The sequence below is a fragment of the Salinibacterium sp. M195 genome (assembly GCF_019443965.1).
Lineage (GTDB): Bacteria > Actinomycetota > Actinomycetes > Actinomycetales > Microbacteriaceae > Rhodoglobus.
The window spans coordinates 2,731,933-2,751,534 of the sequence record NZ_CP040814.1 but is presented as its reverse complement, the minus strand read 5'-3'; the positions used below and the strand labels follow the sequence as shown (position 1 = coordinate 2,751,534).

General features: G+C 60.1%; 18 protein-coding genes, 1 pseudogene and 2 riboswitches. Of the genes and pseudogenes, 11 read left to right on the top strand and 8 right to left on the bottom strand.

Annotated elements, in window-relative coordinates; all coding sequences use genetic code 11:
• The first annotated feature begins 14 nt into the window (after positions 1-14).
• The 4 genes and pseudogenes from FFT87_RS13135 to FFT87_RS13120 all read left to right on the top strand — a co-directional run bounded on the left by FFT87_RS13135 (position 15) and on the right by FFT87_RS13120 (position 2,996).
• Positions 15-1,043, top strand: a complete 1,029-nt coding sequence (locus FFT87_RS13135) for a hypothetical protein (RefSeq protein ID WP_219949133.1) — start codon at positions 15-17, stop codon at positions 1,041-1,043.
• 40 nt (positions 1,044-1,083) lie between these two features.
• Positions 1,084-1,302 (top strand): annotated as a pseudogene (locus FFT87_RS13130) (LLM class flavin-dependent oxidoreductase); the annotation flags it as partial.
• Between the two features lie 417 nt (positions 1,303-1,719).
• Positions 1,720-2,772 (top strand): iron-containing redox enzyme family protein, encoded by a 1,053-nt coding sequence (locus tag FFT87_RS13125; protein WP_370628585.1) that lies wholly within the window; start codon positions 1,720-1,722, stop codon positions 2,770-2,772.
• Complete coding sequence (locus tag FFT87_RS13120) at positions 2,769-2,996, top strand: CDGSH iron-sulfur domain-containing protein (protein ID WP_219949130.1); 228 nt, start codon at positions 2,769-2,771, stop codon at positions 2,994-2,996. The genes FFT87_RS13125 and FFT87_RS13120 overlap by 4 nt, the downstream gene beginning before the upstream one ends.
• Here the strand turns inward: FFT87_RS13120 and FFT87_RS13115 are convergent, their stop codons facing one another.
• Together FFT87_RS13115 and FFT87_RS13110 are read right to left on the bottom strand one after the other, a co-directional pair.
• The gene (locus FFT87_RS13115; protein WP_255559951.1) at positions 2,997-4,400 is read right to left on the bottom strand and encodes an MFS transporter; all 1,404 of its coding nucleotides are present in this window, start codon (positions 4,398-4,400) and stop codon (positions 2,997-2,999) included.
• Positions 4,391-4,500, bottom strand: a riboswitch (TPP riboswitch). It overlaps the preceding gene by 10 nt.
• A gap of 16 nt (positions 4,501-4,516) precedes the next feature.
• Complete coding sequence (locus FFT87_RS13110) at positions 4,517-5,518, bottom strand: hypothetical protein (protein ID WP_219949129.1); 1,002 nt, start codon at positions 5,516-5,518, stop codon at positions 4,517-4,519.
• Between the two features lie 82 nt (positions 5,519-5,600).
• Here FFT87_RS13110 and FFT87_RS13105 point away from each other — a divergent pair, with 82 nt between their 5' ends.
• Positions 5,601-5,990, top strand: a complete 390-nt coding sequence (locus tag FFT87_RS13105) for a PPOX class F420-dependent oxidoreductase (RefSeq protein WP_219949128.1) — start codon at positions 5,601-5,603, stop codon at positions 5,988-5,990.
• A 62-nt stretch (positions 5,991-6,052) separates the two neighbouring features.
• Here FFT87_RS13105 and ctlX read toward each other — a convergent pair whose 3' ends face one another.
• Positions 6,053-7,045: a citrulline utilization hydrolase CtlX gene (gene ctlX / locus FFT87_RS13100; protein WP_219949127.1), complete on the bottom strand. Its 993-nt coding sequence runs from the start codon at positions 7,043-7,045 to the stop codon at positions 6,053-6,055.
• A 6-nt stretch (positions 7,046-7,051) separates the two neighbouring features.
• Positions 7,052-8,098, bottom strand: a complete 1,047-nt coding sequence (locus FFT87_RS13095; protein WP_219949126.1) for an ornithine cyclodeaminase — start codon at positions 8,096-8,098, stop codon at positions 7,052-7,054.
• Positions 8,099-8,214: 116 nt separating this feature from the next.
• Between FFT87_RS13095 and FFT87_RS13090 the strand changes: the two genes are divergently transcribed.
• The 5 genes from FFT87_RS13090 (at position 8,215) to FFT87_RS13070 (ending at position 15,431) form a co-directional block, all read left to right on the top strand.
• Positions 8,215-8,646 carry an Lrp/AsnC family transcriptional regulator gene (locus tag FFT87_RS13090; RefSeq protein WP_219949125.1) on the top strand — a complete coding sequence of 144 codons (432 nt, stop codon included), beginning with the start codon at positions 8,215-8,217 and terminating at the stop codon, positions 8,644-8,646.
• A gap of 96 nt (positions 8,647-8,742) precedes the next feature.
• A riboswitch (glycine riboswitch) is annotated at positions 8,743-8,865 on the top strand.
• Positions 8,866-9,003: 138 nt separating this feature from the next.
• A complete protein-coding gene (gcvT, locus tag FFT87_RS13085) occupies positions 9,004-10,161 on the top strand; it encodes a glycine cleavage system aminomethyltransferase GcvT (RefSeq protein ID WP_255559950.1) in 1,158 nt (385 codons plus the stop codon).
• Between the two features lie 2 nt (positions 10,162-10,163).
• Positions 10,164-10,535 (top strand): glycine cleavage system protein GcvH, encoded by a 372-nt coding sequence (gene gcvH, locus FFT87_RS13080; protein WP_219949124.1) that lies wholly within the window; start codon positions 10,164-10,166, stop codon positions 10,533-10,535.
• The gene (gcvP, locus tag FFT87_RS13075; protein WP_219949123.1) at positions 10,535-13,462 is read left to right on the top strand and encodes an aminomethyl-transferring glycine dehydrogenase; all 2,928 of its coding nucleotides are present in this window, start codon (positions 10,535-10,537) and stop codon (positions 13,460-13,462) included. The genes gcvH and gcvP overlap by 1 nt, the downstream gene beginning before the upstream one ends.
• A gap of 283 nt (positions 13,463-13,745) precedes the next feature.
• On the top strand, positions 13,746-15,431 hold the full coding sequence (locus FFT87_RS13070) for a substrate-binding domain-containing protein (protein WP_219949122.1): 1,686 nt from the start codon (positions 13,746-13,748) through the stop codon (positions 15,429-15,431).
• 63 nt (positions 15,432-15,494) lie between these two features.
• Here FFT87_RS13070 and FFT87_RS13065 read toward each other — a convergent pair whose 3' ends face one another.
• The 4 genes from FFT87_RS13065 to FFT87_RS13050 all read right to left on the bottom strand — a co-directional run bounded on the left by FFT87_RS13065 (position 15,495) and on the right by FFT87_RS13050 (position 17,704).
• On the bottom strand, positions 15,495-15,917 hold the full coding sequence (locus FFT87_RS13065) for a VOC family protein (RefSeq protein ID WP_219949121.1): 423 nt from the start codon (positions 15,915-15,917) through the stop codon (positions 15,495-15,497).
• A 47-nt stretch (positions 15,918-15,964) separates the two neighbouring features.
• Positions 15,965-16,441, bottom strand: coding sequence for a GyrI-like domain-containing protein (locus FFT87_RS13060; protein WP_219949120.1), 477 nt, complete (start codon positions 16,439-16,441; stop codon positions 15,965-15,967).
• Between the two features lie 76 nt (positions 16,442-16,517).
• Positions 16,518-17,306 (bottom strand): CPBP family intramembrane glutamic endopeptidase, encoded by a 789-nt coding sequence (locus tag FFT87_RS13055; protein WP_219949119.1) that lies wholly within the window; start codon positions 17,304-17,306, stop codon positions 16,518-16,520.
• Positions 17,303-17,704 (bottom strand): thiol-disulfide oxidoreductase DCC family protein, encoded by a 402-nt coding sequence (locus FFT87_RS13050; RefSeq protein WP_219949118.1) that lies wholly within the window; start codon positions 17,702-17,704, stop codon positions 17,303-17,305. The genes FFT87_RS13055 and FFT87_RS13050 overlap by 4 nt, the downstream gene beginning before the upstream one ends.
• Positions 17,705-17,951: 247 nt before the next feature.
• Here FFT87_RS13050 and FFT87_RS13045 point away from each other — a divergent pair, with 247 nt between their 5' ends.
• Positions 17,952-19,559, top strand: coding sequence for an ABC transporter substrate-binding protein (locus FFT87_RS13045; protein ID WP_219949117.1), 1,608 nt, complete (start codon positions 17,952-17,954; stop codon positions 19,557-19,559).
• Positions 19,560-19,602 lie beyond the last annotated feature (43 nt).

The following is a 19,602-nucleotide window of genomic DNA, read 5'->3' as shown; positions in this document are numbered from 1 at the left end:
TAGAAGTGGATCCTATGTACAACCGCACTCGTCTCACCGTGGTCACCGCGCTAGTTGGTGTTCTCGCACTGACGGGTGTCGCCACCGCAGCCAACGCCGCAGGAACCCGAACGCTCCCTGTCGACAACTCGCTCTACGCCATCACGTGCCCGTACTACAGCGACGACAGCGCGGCAACGCCAAACAATCAGGTGCTCGTAGTCGACGAGCAGACCGCAGAAGCGACTGCTATCGGAACAGGCACCGAGATTGACAGTTCGAATTGCACAGGTAGCTTCACCGTGGATCCGACTACCGGAACCGTATACGCCCTCGTTGCCACCGACGACTATGACTTTCCGATTCTTGTGACGGTTGACCTCACCACAGGTGTGAGCACCAAAGTCGCTGACGTCACAGAAGGCGGCATACCCACCTACGCGAGTGCCCTCGCAATCGGACTTGACGGTGCCGCCTACGCTCTTTACGACGGGGACCTCTTCTCGCTGAATCTCAGCGACGGGGTGATGGTCTACATCGGGTCCAGCTTGAATTATGTGTGGGCCTTTGTCTCCGATCCGAGCTCGGGACTCTTTTACGCCTTAGACGAAGACGGCGAGCTGTTCGAGATCGATATCACTGACGGGTCGTATGTCTCGTCCGCTACGCTCTCATTCCTGACGGAGGCGACGTATTCCCTCACAATAGACACCAACGGTGTCTTCTGGCTCGGCGAAGATTTAGACGCTGTCGATGAGTACAGCACGACACTCTGGAGTTTCACTCTTGCCGACCCGAATATTTCCGCAGAAAACGCAGGAGTGCTGACGCTCAACGGTGAAGTCCCCTACAGCATGGCTCTCGTTGTCGGCCCAAAGCACGGGGCGCCGACACCGACGCCGACTACAACTCCGACAGCGGCCCCTGCGGCTGAGATTGAGCCTTCCGCTGAACTCGCGGCGACCGGCACGAACCCCGCCGTGCCCATCGCGGTCAGCATTGTCCTGCTAGTAGTGGGTGCCGTTCTCGCAATTGCCGCTCGCCGCCGCCGGAGCGCCAACTAGCGGGTCTCGTCACAGCCTTGAGGGACCGCTGCTTGAAGGCTCGCGCTCTCGTTTCGGCCGCTCCTATATCGGAGCCCCCGATGTGATCGCGGCAGAGCTCGCGCGCGACGCAGCGGTTCAGGCTGCCGACAGTCTGCTGGTCACCGTGCCCAACCAACTCGGGGTCGAGTTCAACACCCGAATTCTCGAGGCACTCGTGAAGCGCGTTAAGCACGTGAAGCACGTGGTCGATGCGGAAATTGCGCCGTCGATCGCCTAGAAGAATCCTGTACGGATGCCGCGCGCGGACGGGACGTCGTCGTGCTGGGTGCGCCGCTAGTTGGCTAGCGTTTAGACGCCAACCTGCTCGACGGAATTGTCGTCTAGAACGTGTGGGCGCTGAGCGTGACCGAGAACTCGCCATGCTCACGCTTGTTCCCTCCCTAGCAACTCACCTCGAAAAATCGGCAAAGTCCCAAGTTTTGCGCAGCAATCTTCCAGCTATCGCGGGAAAGATCTTGTGAGGAAAACACGACTAGCAACTGCAAGCAAGCTCCCCGCATTTGCAGCGATTCGGTGAATAGGAGAGATCACAATGGCCACGAGCGAGAACTCTCTTAAAGGGAACTCAGAGCAGTCACGCAATTCACACGAGTGCGACAGATGGTGTGACGAAGAAATTGACGCTCGGGGGCCAATAAGTCGGCTCCTTCTCGATGCTTTCGCCCAACCATCAGAGCCTCACACAATCACCGGGCTCGCAGAGGCCGTCGCTGCCGCGGTTACCAGCGACCGCGATCTCATTCGCGACGACGACGTGCAGCTTTCGCTGTTCTTGCTCTACAGCCTCTACTACGGCTCCGTCATCGAAACCGGCGACCAATGGGAGTGGGATCTGGGGTTGCTTGCAGCTCGCCGTGAACTTGAGTGCGCTTTCGAGGCGCAACTTCGCGCGCAGGTGACTGTTCCGCCATTGCCGAACGCGACGGATGAGGATGTCGCGGCCGCCCTCTTTGCCCTCACCAGCCCAGACTCAGGCCCGAGCCTCTCGCGCTATGTCGCGAAGAAGCTCACCCCCGACCAAGCACTCGAGTATTTGGTGCAGCGTTCTATCTACACGCTGAAAGAGGCCGACCCGCATTCGTGGGCTATCCCGCGGTTGAATGGGCGAGCCAAGGCAGCACTCGTTGAGATTCAGTCAGACGAGTATGGCGCAGGGCGGCGTGATCGGATGCATTCCGAGATTTTTGCTCGCACCATGCGCGGTCTCGACCTCGATTCCCGATACGGCGCGTACCTCAACTATGTGCCAGCAATTACTTTGGCGTCGTTCACCATGATGTCGATGTTTGGACTCAACCGACGGCTGCGCGGAGCGATCGCGGGCCACTTGGCCGCGTTCGAGATGACTTCTTCGATTCCGAACAAGCTTTATGCGCGAGGGTTCCGGCGTCTAGGGTACGGCGAGGATGTCACGGAGTACTTCGACGAACATGTCGAAGCTGATGCCGTTCACGAACAAATTGCAGCCCGTGACCTCGCTGGCGGTCTCGCCGAGAGTGAGCCAGCGCTGCTGAGCGAGATCTTCTTCGGTGCCAGCGCGTGTCTCCTTGTTGATGATTGGGTGGGGCAGGACATGCTCTCAGCGTGGGAGGCAGGGAACTCATCACTGCGCAAGCCGCTCGCGATGCCCTATTCAAGCCAGTCGGGCACTGGCGCGGGCCCAAGTGGACGGATGGCTGCACGATGAGCGAATCGCAAGATAGATCGCGCCCCGGCGACGCTGCGGAGGAGGTCGAGGTTGTGGCGTGTGCCGATGGGCCGCTGCTGGTGCGCGGCACGATTGATCTGCGTTCTTCAAGTGGCGAACCGATTCCTCAGTCGCGACGAACTGTTGCTCTCTGCCGCTGTGGAGTTTCGGATATCAAGCCGTTTTGCGACGGAACCCACAAACTCATCAATTTCACAGCCTGACTACAACGACACACTCGCCGCAGCGCTCTCCTCGGCGATGGCGGGTAGCTCTGATCCGAGGTCAACTTGAGCAGTTTCTGGCCCCAGGAACGCCCCAACGGTGATGAGCACCCCGCCGAGCGCGAGCAGCGTCGCAACGGCGCCCTGCTCGCCAAGCACGTCCTGAAGCGCGGGCAGGTAGTACGGGTATAGCGCCGGAATCACAATCGACAGACTGTAGCCAACCCCATACCCGCTCGCGCGCACGGCAGTCGGGAATCGCTCAACGAGGTACGCCCCGACTGGTCCATACGCTGACACTGTCACCACTTGCAGCGCAATCACGAACAGCACGAGCTGTCCCAGGCTGGGCGCCGTAAAGACCGCCAGGAATGCGAGCGGCCCGGCCACTGCGGTCATCAGCCCGAATCCCATGAAGAAGCGCCGGCGACCAGTGAGCGTCGACAAGTGACCACACGCCGCCATTGTGAAAGCGGATGCCGCAGTGCCACACATCATCGCAAACGAGAGGGTTCGCCCATCCAAGGTCCCGCTCGTGCCCAACGCCCCGGCCCCAGAACTGAGTTGCCCAGCCAGTACCGGAATCGCCATGTTGGTCAGCAACCACAGGCCACTCATCATGATGAACACTTGCCAGAGTGCGCGGCGATGACGGCCGACAAGGATCTCTTTCAGCGGATTGGCGCGGCGAATCGGACGCGTCCACTGTGGGGCTTCCTCAACTCGGGTTCGGTAATAAATGAGCATGCCAAAGGCGAGCAACGAGCCGAGCGCGAATAGTAGACGCCAGCCCCACAGGGTGTAGCTGGCGGTGTCGAGCACGCTCTGCAGCACAAACACCATGCCCGCGATTGACGCGTTTGCCCAGGGCGACATCCACATGATGAGCCCGCTGACGAGCCCGCGTCGTTCGGGCCGTGACCATTCCATTGCCAGTGGTATTGCCGAGGTGTATTCGCCGCCGAGGAAGATTCCGCCCACAAACCTAAGCAACAAAATTGCCAGCAGAGTTCCGCCGCCCAGCACCGTGTGATCGGGCACGAGCGCAATCATTAGGGTCGTGAGCGCCACGCCCAAGAGAGCAACCTTGGTGGTGGCGGTGCGTCCAATCCGGTCAGAGATCGAACCAAAAATTGCGGCACCAACTGGCCTCCCCAGCAGGGTCGCCACAAAGATTAGGCCAGCGTTGCCGACGAGATTGTCGGAACCAAAGAGTTGAGCGGATGCCGGGGCCAACGCAATGACCGGCAAGAAGATATCGAACTGGTCGACATAGTTGCCGAAGATGCCGCCGCGCACTGCACGGCGAGTGCCCAGGGAAGGCTTTGGCGCCGCAACCGGGTGAGGCGGTATCTGCGACTGCCGTTGAGCAGAGTCAGCGTGGGGCGAAGTATCAGAGTGCATAAACCGTGCTTCCTTTGCCGGCATTATCCGGTAGGTTCAACGGTCGAAGCTGCGTCAGCTTCCTCTCAGCCCCTGCATCCGGGCTCCCGTGGGGACGTGCATCAACTTAGCATCGACTACAACGAACTGGTCATGGCGTCCCGCCCGAACCACGCCAACACCCGTTGTGCCCGTAGCGTGTTCCAGCGGCTCGGCTTGCCATCGCCGTCTTCCATCGCGAAGTGCACGCTTCCGGGGTGCGTGTTTTCGAGAAGCCAACGTCCATCGTCGCCACGTTTGCTTTCGACGAGCGTGAGTGCCTCATCCATGCGGCTGTCGTAGCTGATGCCGGATGCCCGAAAATAGTCGAGGGCCCGTAGAACGTCGTAGTGCCACCGTGGCGGAAATGAGAACTCAAGCCACTCGTCGTTGACGAAGTCGCCAGTGCTGAGGCGACGCATCAGTTGGCGTTCAAGAAGATATTCGTGAGCTCGGGCACGAGCGTCAGCTACCGCACTGCTGCTGTTGCGGCTGCCACTGCGGTCGCGCCCGTCACCGTTGTCACCGTCACCGTTGTCATCGACAGCGCTGACATATTCGCGCAGCCCTTCGAGAACCGCAATGGTGGTGTGAAATGAGCTGCGCTGCGACCCATTCTCTCGGTCACAATTCCAGCCGCCGTCTGCGAGTTGCTCGTCGAGAAGTCGCGCTACGATGCCGTCTACGCATTCTCCAAAGTACGCGCCGATTCCGACAGCGAGACCATTGATGCAGGGTTCGACTTCACCGTCGAAGAAACGCGACCCGTCATACTCCCAGCGGCTGCATTCGCGCACGCGCTCGACGGCGCCGCGCACGCGCGTGTCTTTCGGATCCACTCCGCATTCGCGCAAGAGTTGCAACGTAAAGGCAGTCGCCGTCCATGGCTGACCGGGTTGATCATCGTGCTCAGGAAAATAGGTGCCGCCTGCCCACTGACCGTCGGCTCCCTGAACATCGAGAATTCGCCCACACCAGCCGGTCGAGGCCACGCGGGCACGTTCGGCAGCAATGCTCGTCTCTGAGGCTTCGCCTAAGTGCAGCATTGTCTGCCAACGGATCGCTGGGTCGGAATCTAAGAGCCAGGTCGGGACATCCATGGCGCCACAGTACTCCTCGGTTGGTCTGGCGAACAGAGCGGCCGGGGCAAAAATCTGCTGGAGTGGCGAGGATAATGGAACGATGACACCCCAGGAACTTTCCACTCTCGCCACCGAAACCTATGTTTCGCTCACTACGTTCCGCAAGTCGGGGGATGCCGTTTCGACGCCCGTGTGGATTGTCGCTGACGGTGATCGGCTTCTGGTGACTACCGCGCCGGCCTCGGGCAAGGTGAAGCGCATCCGGAACACTGATCGCGTTCAGCTCACCGCGTGCGATATGCGCGGCACCCTGAATGATGGTGCGACGCCCGTGACAGCGACGGCAGCGGTTCGAGATGACGCCGACACTTTGGCCGCGATGGACGCTGCCCTCAAGAAAAAGTACGGCGCCAAGTACACAGCGATCCGTCTCGCGCAAAAGGTTCGAGGCACTTCTGGGCAGTCCGTGGCGGTAGAGCTGCGCGGGTGACCGGAAAGTATAAGCGGGGCAACGAACGAGGCTAAGAATCACTCCAGCCTCGTTCGCTGCTCTTAAACGCCTGTGGTTGGTGCGGCTTCGGCTGAGCCTGCGGCCGGAACGCCTGCGGCGACATCCGCCGCCATCCGTGAGCGACGGTCCAAGTGAACCCCCGCCACCATGCAGCGCACTGATCCGCCAGCCAGCTCAATGGTGGGAATGTCGAGCGGCACGATCTCGCAACTAGCTTCGATCACGGCACGCTGAGCGGCCGTCAAGCTCTTCAGGGCACGGGTCGACAATGCCAAGATTCGACCGTTCGTGCCCTTGAGCTCCAATGCGTTCCCCGCAAAGTTCGCGATCTGATCAGCAGTGAGATCAATCAGGGTGCGACCTGGTGCGGTGAGGCGCTCCGCCATCTCCATGCGGCGATCTCCTGAGGCAATCAGGTCGAGCCCGATCATCGCAAAGTCAGTCGCAATACACATCATGACGTTGGTGTGATAAATCGGCACCCCGTGACTGTCCCGTGCTTCAAACATCATCGGCTCGTAGCCAAATGATGCGCAGAAGCGCTCGAGGGCTAGGGGGTTCGCGCGGTGTGATTCCGCCGCATAGGCCACCCGATTGGTGTGGTCGATGACCATCGCGCCGGTGCCCTCAAGGTAAATTCCGTCGTGCTCAAGCCCCGAATAATCCACGACATCTTGCACCCGAAAGTCGTGCTTCAGCATCTCAATTACATCGGTGCGTCGCTCGGTGCGCCGATTCGGCGCATACATCGGGTACACCGCAACACGGCCGCCACTGTGAGTCGAAAACCAGTTATTGGGGAACACGCTGTCAGGGCGCGTGCTCTCCGTGTCTTCGAACACATGGATATTGACGCCAGCATCACGCAACGTTTCAGCGACCTGCGTCGACTCGGCGTACGCAGCGCGAGCGATCTCATCCGGGGTTCGGGTGGGGTCGGTCGACTGGAACGCGTTGTCGCCTGCGGTCTGGCTGTTTGGTGTGAAGAGGTGCGGGCGAATAAGGACGGCGGCCGAGGGGGCCTGAACACTCACTGTCGGCTACGCCGTCAGCACAGGCGCGCGGGATACGAGCGAGAACAGGTCCTTGGGGTCAGCAGGGTCGGCGATGAGGTCAAGGTCGGTGGCATAGTCGGTGCCGCGAACAGCATCGAATACGTAGCGAAGTGCTGAGAAGTCTTCGATCGCAAAACCTACCGAGTCAAAGAGCGTTACTTCGTCATTGGCGGTGCGGCCGGCAGCCGTGCCCGCAAGAACTTCCCACAATTCAGTAATGGGGGAGTCGGCTTCAAGCTGCTGAATCTCTCCCTCAATGCGGGTCTGTTCGGGGAATTCAACAAACACTGTCGCGTTGCGCACAATCGCGGCTTCGAGTTCGGTCTTGCCTGGGCAGTCGCCGCCGATGGCGTTGAGGTGCATTCCTGGCTCGATCATGTCGGCCGTGAGGATGGTGGCGTTCGTCTTATCTGCTGTGCAGGTGGTGACGATGTCAGCGCCAGCGACAGCATCCGCGGCTGAGGTCGCACGCACTACGTCGAAACCAAGCGGTTCAACGTTACGAATGAACTTGTCGAGTGCGGCAGGATCGGTGTCCCAGACCCGCAAGCTGGTGATGCCAAGACCGGCGCGGAAGCCGAGGGCCTGGAACTCAGACTGAGTTCCTGTGCCGATGAGGGCCAGAACGCTGGAATCGGGGCGAGCGAGTGCTCGAGCTGCGAGCACCGACGTTGCGGCGGTGCGCAGCGCGGTCAGCAGTGTCATCTCAGACAAGAAAGTGGGATACCCGTTGTCGACGCGGGCAAGCATGCCGAGCGCGGTGACGGTTTGGAAGCCCATTGCGGGGTTCGAAGGGTGCCCATTGACGTACTTAAAGGCGTAGGTCTCTCCATCGCTTGTTGGCATGAGCTCGATGACTCCCTCGGCGGAATGTGCCGCTACACGAGGGGACTTGTCGAACTGTTGCCACTTGGCGTAATCCTGCTCAAGGTAGCTCACGATACCCATAATGATTGGCTCGATCCCGGTGTCGGCGATCCAGCGCCCCATGTTCTTGACGTCTACGTAGTTGACCACGGTCACTCCTTTCATTGCAGTATTGCTAGTCCCCACGTTACGAATGAGCACTATGGACCCACAACACCCATTAGGCGCGATTATCGGCTAGTGAATGAACATAATAGGGATCCCAGTTATACACTTTGTACATGCCTCAATTGGATGATCTGGATCGTCGCCTTCTCGCCGCGCTGCGAGCCGATGCACGCGAGTCCATCGCGAGTCTCGCCCGCCGCCTTGAGGTCACCCGCGCGACCGTGAACAGCCGCATTGACAGGCTCGTTAACGAAGGAACAGTGCTCGGTTTCTCGGTGCGGATCCGCGAAGATCGCGACCCATCCTTCATTCGTGCAATCTCCTTCATCGAGGTTGAGGGACGCTCGACGGATGCCGTCATCGCCAAACTGCGAGGCTTGCCCGAAATCCATGAACTCCACACCACCAACGGTGGCTGGGATCTCGTCGCCGACATCCGCACTGACAGCCTCAGCAACTTTGACCGGGTGCTGGCCCGGATGCGCAACGTTGAGGGAGTTGTTAACAGCGAGACCAGTTTGTTGCTCAGCTCAGCCTTGCTGTAGCAGGGTTCGTCGACGTAGAGACGGATCAGACGCGACGGGAGGCACGAGCATCCGCCGAGCATTGCTATGCTGAGCTAACAACTGAACATCGGGCCGCAACACAATGCGGGAGAGCCGGGCACCAGCACTGAGTCAACATTCGTTGACCAGAGCGTCGCACGGCACCGAAGGAGCAAGCCTCCCCGCCAATCTCTCAGGTTCATGTACCGCATCGCACTGGCCACTCTGGAAAGAGAACCTCGCATCACCCTGAGGTTCCGCCGTCGGTGAAAGCGCACTAGTTTGTAGGTGCGTGAAGCTCTCAGGCTCATCACAGAGGGGGAGTTCTATTCACTAGCCACGCGCCGGGAGAACTCCGTGACCGATGTATCAAACTCTGAAGCTTCATCTGCTGACTCTTCGCCTGCTGGGGTGAGGTATTCGCCTCTTCACAGCATCCATGAGCAACTCGGTGCTGCCTTTACCGACTTCGCTGGCTGGATGATGCCGGTTCGGTACAGCTCTGACTTGGCAGAGCACCACGCAGTGCGCGCGGCTGCCGGCATTTTCGACATCTCGCACATGGCAGAGATTCACGTGCGCGGCGCTGAGGCTGGTGCATTCCTCGATTACGCGCTCGCAGGCAAGCTGTCGGGTATCGCCCTCGCGCAGGCGAAGTACAGCCTGCTGCTCAACGAGGCCGGCGGCATCATCGATGACCTCGTCACGTACCGTCTTGCTGACGACCACTTCTTGGTAGTGGCAAATGCGGGCAACCGATTTGCTGCGGCTACGGCGCTCACTGAACGGGCCGCCGACTTTGATGTCACGGTCACCGATGAGAGCGACGACTACGCGCTCATCGCAGTACAGGGCCCGGTCTCGCGCGCCATCCTCGAAGCAACGGCCGGTCTCGCTGGTTGTGCGACGCCGCTCGACGAACTCAAGTACTACCGCGAAACAGCCGCCACGTTCGACGGCACCGACCTCATCATCGGTCGAACCGGCTACACCGGCGAAGACGGTTTCGAGCTGTACATTCACGTGGATGCCGCAGCCGCCCTCTGGGCAGCGCTCACGGTGGCCGGCGAACCGCTGGGTCTCGTGCCCGCCGGTCTCGCGTGCCGCGACACTCTTCGCCTCGAAGCGGGTATGCCGCTGTATGGCCACGAACTGAACCTCGGCACGTTCCCGGTTCAGGCGGGTCTCGGTCGGGTTGTCGCGCTTAGCAAGGAAGGCGACTTTGTTGGCCGCAGCGCGATCGAAGCTGGGCCGGATGCTGGTGCTCGCGTTCTCGTTGGTCTCGCCGCTGAGGGGCGCCGTGCTGGTCGCGCCGATTACCTTCTCTTCCATGGTGGCACCGAAGTTGGGGTGATCACCTCGGGCGCATTGTCGCCAACCCTCGGCCACCCGATCGCGATGGCATACGTCGACTCCGCCGTGAGCGAGATCGGCACCGAGCTTCACATTGATGTGCGGGGCAGTCGCATTGCTGCATCCGTTGTTTCCCTACCCTTCTACAAAAGAGAGGCCTGATCATGGCTGAGAAGAGCGAATTGCAGTACACCGCCGAGCACGAGTGGGTGCTCGTTGACGGAAACGTCGCGACGATCGGAATCACCGACTTTGCGGCAGGCAAGCTGGGGGACATCGTCTTCGTTGACCTGCCCAAGGTGGGTTCTTCGGTCGCCGAGGGCAAAATCGTCGGAGAGATCGAGTCGACCAAGTCGGTCGGTGAAATCTTCGCCCCCGTGAGCGGAACCGTTGTTGAAGCTAACGACGCCGTCTCGAACAGCCCCGAGATCGTCAACAGCGACCCCTTCGGCGAGGGCTGGCTCGTGAAGATCGAATTTTCCGAACTCCCGTCGATGCTGAGCCTCGACGAGTACACCGCATTGACTGCCGAATAATGCCCAACCCTTACCTCAGCGGCACTTTCGCCGACCGTCACATCGGAACGGATGCTGCCGCCCAAGCGAGCATGCTTGCCGCGGTCGGCTACGACAGCCTCGAATCGCTCGTGGATGCCGCGGTTCCGCCTGCCATTCACCAGACTCCGGTTGTTAATTCCACTATCCCGGCTCCCGCCTCGGAGCGGGAGGCGCTCGCCGAACTGCGTGCCCTCGCCGGCGCGAACAAGGTTCGCCGCAGCATGATCGGTCTCGGATACTACGACACCATCACGCCTGCCGTGATCAAGCGCAACGTGTTGGAGAACCCGAGCTGGTACACGGCCTACACGCCGTACCAGCCCGAGATCTCGCAGGGTCGCCTTGAGGCTCTCATCAACTTCCAGACGATGGTTGCTGACCTTGCCGGAATGACGACGACGAATGCCTCGATGCTCGATGAGGGCACCGCTGCAGTCGAGGGAATGCTTCTCGCTCGCCGCGCTGCTCGGGTCGAATCTCCCGTGTTCATCGTCGACGCCGACACTCTTCCTCAGACGAAGGCTCTGCTCGCGAACCGTGCCGAGGCTCTCGGTATCGAGCTTGTTGAGCTCGACCTGGCCTCGCTGGGGGCGAACCCTGAGCTGCCGGAGTGCTTCGGTGCGCTCATCCAGTACCCGGGTGCCACCGGTCAGGTCTGGGATTCCACCGAAGTGATTGCTGCCGTGAAGGCGCACGGTGGTCTTGCCGTTGTTGCGGCTGACCTGCTCGCCCTCACCATCCTGAAGTCGCCGGGAGAGCTCGGCGCAGACGTTGCTGTCGGAACCACGCAGCGCTTCGGCGTTCCGATGGGCTTCGGTGGACCGCACGCGGGTTACATGTCCGTGCGCAAGGGCCTCGAACGTCAACTTCCTGGTCGTCTCGTTGGCGTATCGGTAGATGCCGCTGGCGACCCCGCCTACCGCCTCTCTCTGCAAGCTCGCGAGCAGCACATCCGCCGCGAGAAGGCGACCTCCAACATCTGCACGGCTCAGGTTTTGCTTGCGGTCATGGCATCCATGTATGCCGTTTACCACGGGCCGCAGGGCCTCAAGCGGATCGCTCAGCGCATCCACCATGACACCGCCAACTTCGCCGCTCGTCTGACTGCTGCGGGCTACACGATCGAGAACGACACCTTCTTCGACACCCTCTCGGTGACGAAAAAGGGTCAGGCTCAGGCGATTGCTGCCAAGGCACTCGAGAGCGACATCCTTCTCTATGTCGTGGATGCTGACACCGTTCGTCTGAGCTTCGACGAGGTTTCGACGCAGCCCTACGAAGGCATTCTCGCGAATCAGAAGAACGAGCTTGCGGCGGCCTTCGGGCTGGAAGGCGGCTTCTTTAGCTACGACGGCGAAGACACGAGCATCCCCGAGGCGCTCATTCGCACGAGCGAGTACCTCACGCACCCGGTGTTCAACACGCACCGCTCGGAGACGAGCATGATGCGGTACCTCAAGTACTTGGCCGACAAGGATTACGCGCTTGACCGCGGCATGATCCCGTTGGGTTCGTGCACGATGAAGCTGAACGCGGCGACCGAGATGGAAGCGGTGAGCTGGCCGGAATTTGCGGGCATCCACCCCTTCGCCCCCGCGGACGATGTCGCCGGCTACTTGGTGATGATTTCGCACCTCGAATCGTGGCTCACTGAGGTCACCGGTTACGACACCGCATCGTTGCAACCGAACGCGGGCAGCCAGGGCGAGCTTGCGGGATTGCTCGCGATTCGTGGCTACCACCGCGCGAACGGCAACCCGGAACGCACCATCTGTCTCATTCCTTCGAGCGCGCACGGCACGAACGCCGCTAGCGCGATGCTCGCCGGAATGCGCGTCGTTGTTGTCGCCTGCGATGACCTCGGCAACGTTGACCTCGATGACTTGCGCGCCAAGATTGCTGAGCACGCGAGCGAAATCTCCGCCCTCATGATCACGTACCCGTCAACCCACGGGGTGTACGAACACGAAGTGCGCGAGATCACGCAGGCCGTACACGATGCTGGCGGACAAGTTTACGTTGACGGCGCCAACCTCAACGCCCTGCTCGGCTATGCGCGGTTTGGTGACTTTGGTGGCGACGTCAGCCACCTCAACCTGCACAAGACGTTTTGCATCCCGCACGGTGGCGGTGGGCCAGGAGTCGGCCCCGTCGTGGCGAAAGCACACCTGGCAGAGTTCCTGCCCGGTCACCCCATGGCGCAGAGCCAGCAGCATCCGGCCTTCGACATGCAGACCGGTGCAGCAGGTCCCTATGTTCACGCCGGGGGAGCGATCAGTGCTGCACCCTACGGAAGCCCCAGCATCTTGCCGATCACGTGGGCTTACGTGCGCATGATGGGCTCGGAAGGCCTCAAGGCTGCAACCGGTGCCGCCGTGCTCTCCGCCAACTACATTGCGGTGCGGCTGCGCGACCACTTCCCCGTGCTCTATGCGGGAGACAACGGTTTGGTTGCTCACGAGTGCATCCTCGACCTTCGTCCGCTCAAGGAGGCGACCGGCATCGACAATAACGATGTCGCCAAGCGCCTCATTGATTACGGTTTCCACGCGCCAACGATGTCGTTCCCGGTATCCGGCACGCTCATGGTCGAACCGACCGAGAGCGAAGATCTTGCCGAGCTTGATCGCTTCATCGACGCGATGATCGCGATTAAGGAAGAGGCGGATGCCGTGGCGGCCGGATCGTGGCCAGCAGACGACAACCCCCTCATCAACGCTCCGCACACGGCCCATTCGGTTATCGCAGGCGATTGGGATCACTCCTACTCGCGAGAGAAAGCGGTGTACCCCTTGAGCTCGCTCATTTCGGGCAAGTATTGGCCGCCGGTTCGCCGGGTGGACAACGCTTACGGCGACCGCAACTTGGTGTGCTCGTGCCCACCCATTGAGGCATTCGCCGAGTAGTCACAGGTGTTCGGGCCGCTATTTCACTAGCGAAGATCGGCGTGTGCGGATTCGGGTCAACCCGAGCTCGCACACGCCGTGCTCGTCTGTTGCCCGTCATCCAGAAGAAATTCTCCACTTTCGCTGGATATTTTCTCGCTTTGTGTTGTAGTGTCCCTCAGATGGGGGGCGTTTGGTCGACCCGACGGCCCAAGACACTTCCCCATCGACTGGAGACCTAGTGAGAGCCCGCCGGCATCGCCACCGAAAGACCTTTTTCGAAAGATTGAAGAAGCGCTGGTGGATGATCCCTATCGTGATGGCGACCCTGGTAGCCGTAGTTATCGGCGGGATTCAATTCATCGGAGTCGGCTGGTTCACCAACGCCGTCGGCACGATCGCTGGTGGATGCACAGAGCTGCGCCCCATTACGGTGGCGGCAGATCCCTCGATCGCCCCGGCGCTCACCCTTGTCGCTGCGGAATTCGATGAAGCCGAAGGCAATTGCACGACCACAGAAATCCGCGCGCAGGACTCGGCAGACACCTCGGCGTTGTTTGCCTCTGGCGTTGCTGGCGATCTTGATGCGTGGGTTCCCGACTCCAGCGCGTGGATTGACCGCGCGGCAACGGTGGCCGCCTCGCTGGGGCGCGCTGCTCCGGAGTTCGAGATTGGCGAGAATATTGCGAGCACGCCAGTTGTCCTGGCCACGAGTGCCGGTCGCGTTTCCGATTTCACGGCAACCCCGGTGTCATGGGCGACGTTGCTCACGGGCACCGTAAACACCCTCGTTCCCAATCCGGAATCCTCTGCCGCGAGTCTGGCCGGACTTGCCCAGTTGAAGACGGTGGCCTCGCCGACCGACCCCCGGCAATTCGCTGGCGCGATGATCGCGATGGGCAAATCTATTCCGGCATCAGCAGAAGCAGCATTCGAGCTCGCCGCCGCCGCGACGGTTCCCACTGTAGTCATGACTACGGAGCGCGAGGTTGCCGCCTATAACGAAACGTCGCCGGCGTCGCCCATGGTTGCTCTCTATCCGTCAGAGGGAACTGTGGAGCTCACTTATCCCTTCGTGGAGGTTCTCGGTGGCACGCAAGCATCCGCCCCTGCGACCCCAGAAACCTCAGGCGCGGATGCTGCAGTAGCGAGCGAGCTGACAGCGGCCGGCGCGCCGAGCACGCTTCTGGCGGCACTTGCGACTGCTGCAAGTGGCTCCGCCGATGTGTTGGCAGGCGAAGGGTTCCGCGATGCTGAGGGTGGCGGTGGTCTCACGATGGCCGGAGTTGTTGAGAAGGCAACGCCAGCGGAGCCGACAGCTGACCCCGCGGTCCAGATCGAGATTCTGCGGGCGTGGAGTGTTCTCACGCTGCGGTCACGATTGCTGGTCGTCATCGACGTCTCCGGCTCGATGCTCGACCCCGCAAGCAACGGACTCAGGCGAATAGATGTGTTCCAGCTTGCCGCCGGCGAAGCTCTCTCTAAGTTCTCAGGGGAAGCAGAACTGGGGGTGTGGGTGTTCTCTCAAAACAGAGTTGGCACCCAAGACTGGGAAGCGCTCTCCCCGATCGCGCCACTGTCTGACCCTGCTCACGTGCAGCAGATCAACGGCGTCGTCGCATCATTGCCGGATCGGGCCTACGGCTACACGGGCTTGTACGACACGATCCTTGCGGCCGTCAAGAACGTCAAAGAGGAGTACGACCCATCAAAGATCAACTCCGTTCTCCTGATTACTGATGGGTACAACGAGGATGACAATGGCATCGACCTGAAGACTCTCCTGAGCAGTCTGAAAGCAATCGAAGATCCGAATAAACCTGTTCCGGTGATCCTCATCGGATTCGGGCCCGACACCGACCTCGTATCCATGACAGAAATCGCTCAATCGACTGGTGGTGCGGCGTACTCTGCTGCGGTCCCAGAAGACCTCGGCAAGGTTCTCGTCGACGCACTCACGCAGCGATCCTGCCGCCCGAACTGCTCGTAGTCCTCGTGCCGGCTTCAGAGCCGGCACGAGGCGCGACGCTGGGCCTAGTGCTGAGTAGCGGAGCTAGCGAGTCTCGTTGTCATCACTGATGCTGATAATCCACGTCACGGAGTAGCGGTCGACGACCATCCCGAAGATTCCGCCCCATTCCGCGGGCTCAAGCGGCATATCTATCCGACCGCCGTCGCTGAGTTTCTGCCAATAGCTTTCCATGGCGGCTTTCTCGCTGAGATAGCCACCAATGGAGATCGACATTGAGCCTCCTGGTGTGTACTCCATGCTCTTGGGCGTGTCTGACATCATGAGAGTTATTCCTGCGGGGGATTCCAGCTGCCCGTGCATTATCCACTCTTGCTCTTCAGGGTCTTGGCTGGCCTGAAAGTCGGCAAAGGTATGGATCTCTGTGGTTCCGCCGAACACTTCTTGGTAGTAAGCGAGAGCTTCGCGTGCGTTATCTCTGAAGCTCAAATAGGGGTTGGACTTCATCGTCGTTCCTTTCGTTGGGGGAGCATCGCTCCGTGTGGAACTGGGGGCTAGCTGCTGGACAGTATTACGGGAAACTCGAGCCTCGTCAGGAGTTCGGACTCTGACACCTCGGCTGGGCTGTTGAGATACACCTCACGTGGCGGGCCAGCGTAGGTGTGGCGATGTTCTGAGAACCAGCTAAAAATGGTGTTGTACGTGTCTTTGAGGCCGTCATATGAGCCGACGTGGGTTGTCGTCGCGACAACGCCTCCCGGCAGTTCGTGCGAGCGGAGCGTCGGATGCTCGCCAAATGCTTCTGCGACGGGAACACACACTTCGCACTTCCACGAGCGATTCGGGTGCATCTCTTCGCCATAGACTGCGATTATCGGACCGGCCACTGTCATGTGGGACTCGGCGGTGTTCCTGATGAGGTCGCCGATCGCGGCAGTCATATCTGCGGGCAGTGTTTTCATCGTGGTGTCGAACTCTAGGCCCGCAACCAGCTTTGTGGCCACGGTCTCAACAGTGATTTCCGGTGACATGCGAGACACTTTACGCTCCGCCAGTCCTCGGCGATACTCAATGTTTACCGTCGTCGCTGTCAGATTGCGGTCTACGCTACTCGCTGGGGCTAAGTCCGAAAACGTTCGGGAATGTTACTACCGCCCAGCCGTAGCCGACGAAGATTGCGGCGTCGATGAGAGTGTGGGCAATGACGAGGGGGAGAATGCGGCGATAGCGCGTGTAAAGCCAGCCGAAGAGTAGGCCCATAGCCACGTTGCCGATGAATGCTCCGATGCCTTGGTACAGGTGGTACGTGCCTCGGAGTAGTGCCGTAGAGATGATGATCTTCCAGCGGCCCCAACCCAGGTCTGTGAGCCGGGCATAGAGGTAACCGATCACGATAAATTCTTCAGTGAGGCCGGCGCGCAGTGCAGAGAGCAGCAGCACGGGCACTGTCCACCAATACTGGTCGAGCGCGGCAGGCACCACATTCACTGTCACTCCCAGCGCGCGGCCGCCGAGGTAGACAGCGATTCCGGGGATTCCGATCGCCAGCGCGAGAGCGATGCCGCTCAAGCTGTCGTGCACGGGACGAGTGAAGTCGACTCCGAGCCGGGAAAGTCGGGGTTTAGTCGCGCTCCAGAGGAGGAACGCTACGAGTGCGACTGGGGCGAGATCGAATGTTATCCCCAGTAACTGATAAATCAGATCGAATGTCGGGCGGGTACTGAGCGATGAGTTCAGCGTTGCTGTCTGCTGCGACAGCGATTCGACGCGCGTGAGTCTGTTCGTAATCGAGACGATCGAATAAATCGCCGATGCTCCCAACGACAGAGCCAGGACGATTGAAATTTCTGTCCACAGGCGCCCCCGCGACTGAGGCAGTGGTGGTGCAGAGCTCACTCGGGTCTGCGAACGGCGCAGGCGGGAGTTCCGCCTGGCAGGCGATGACGATAGCGAGAAACGAATCGGTACCCGAGCGAAGCGATCGAGCTAAATGGCTCAGTGGCGATGAGGTGGCCGAGGAAGCGCCATCCGAACGTGGGTTGGCTCCTGAGCAGTAATGAAAACGCCATGTGCCCAGCGAATTGTCGAGTGGGAGTCACGAACCACGCAGCCTTGTCGACATCTTCTTGCGTAAGGGCGTAGTCATCGAGATCAATCCACTGCCACGGTGTGCTCGCGGGAAAGCTCGGGAGTACTGATTGCAAACGATTGACCCACAGGGTGCAGAAGGCGCAGTCTCCGTCGAAGATGAAGAGATTCTTGGGCGGGTTCGAAGTCGGGTTCGGATGCGACATACGCCGATGTTAACTCATGATGCTGTGCGCCGGTCGTGGCGGCATTGCGCAGTATTTCTGTGAAACAGCCGCATCGTGCGCGAAAAAACTGCATAATCCGCACATATTCTTCACGGGCGTTACCAGTGTGTAACGTTTGGCCGTATGGTTTTGCGTGGGGCATCCCCCCGTTTAGGGTGTGAACTATCAAGCGCGGCGCGGCGTCAAAAATTCCGTGCCGTTAGCAAATTCTGCACAGGAGGAAACTTTGAAACGATCACGCATAGGCTTCAGCGCCGTCGCGCTGCTGTCAGCCTCGGCACTAGTTCTTGCGGGGTGCGCCGCGGGCGAGGAGCCCGCAGAGGGCGACAATGCCGCAATCATCACCACGAACGGCAGTGAGCCACAGCAGTCGCTCATTCCGACAAACACCACTGAAACCGGTGGCGGTAAGGTAATCACCTCGATCTTCGCTGGACTCGTTTCGTACACCGCCGATGGCGCTGCAGAAAACGAAGTTGCCGAGTCGATCGAATCAGAGGATGGCCAGAACTGGACCGTCACGCTGAACGATGGCTGGACCTTCACCAACGGTGAGCCGGTCACGTCAGACTCCTTCGTCAAGGCTTGGTCGTACGGCGCACTGCTCGACAACGCGCAGAGCTCGTCCTACTTCTTCGACAACATTGAGGGCTTCAGCTACGACGAAAACTCAGAGCTGACAGGACTTGACGTCGTCAGCGACACGGAGTTCACCGTTGCGCTGATCAACCCTGAGGCTGACTTCCCGCTGCGTCTCGGCTACTCGGCATTCATGCCGTTGCCTGAGTCCGCTTGGGAAAACCTTGACGCCTTCGGTGAGAACCCGGTAGGTAACGGTCCGTACATGATCGCCGAAGACGGATGGCAGCACGACGTCCAGATCGACCTCGTTACGAACCCTGACTACGACGGTGTTCGCAAGGCTGTCAACGGCGGAGTGTCGATCATCTTCTACACGAGCCAAGACGCCGCATATGCTGACGCTCTCGGTGGCAACCTCGATATTCTCGATGCTGTTCCCGACTCCGCATTTAGTACCTACGAGTCGGACTTTCCGGATCGTTCGGTAAATCAGCCTGCTGCGATCTTCCAGGCATTCAACATGCCTTACTACCTCGAGCACTGGTCGGGCGATGAGGGCAAGCTGCGTCGTGCAGCTATCTCGATGTCGATCGACCGCGCTGAGATCACGGATGTCATCTTCCAGGGCACACGTACCCCCGCTACCGACTTCACTTCGCCGGTAATCGCTGGTCACTCCGACGACCTTGCTGGTGCTGAAGTTCTTGACTTCAACCCGGACGAGGCCAAGAAGCTGTGGGCAGAAGCTGACGCTATTGCGCCTTACGGCGACAATGTCTTCGACCTCGCTTACAACGCTGACGGTGGACACCAGGCATGGGTTGACGCTGTAGCAAACAGCATCAGCAACACGCTCGGTATCCAGGCTGTCGGCAAGGCATACCCCACCTTCAAGGACGCACTGAACGACCGTGACGCTAACTTGCTCACCGGTGCTACTCGTGCTGGATGGCAAGCGGACTACCCGTCGTTGTACAACTTCCTCGGCCCGCTCTACGTTGATGGTGCTGGCTCGAACAAGGAAGGCTACTCAAGCCCCGAGTTCGAGAAGGTCCTTGCAGAGGGCGCAAGCGCGTCGTCGGTAGAAGAAGCAACGGCGAAGTACCAGGAAGCTCAGGAAATCCTCCTGGTCGACCTTCCTTCGATCCCGCTGTGGTACTCGAACGTCACTGGCGTCTACTCTGACACCGTTGACAATGTTGTATTCGGTTGGGACTCTGTCCCGCTGTACAACGAGGTAACCAAGGGCTAATTCGCTCTTAGCTTTACCCAGTTTCCACTCTCAACGTGTAGTG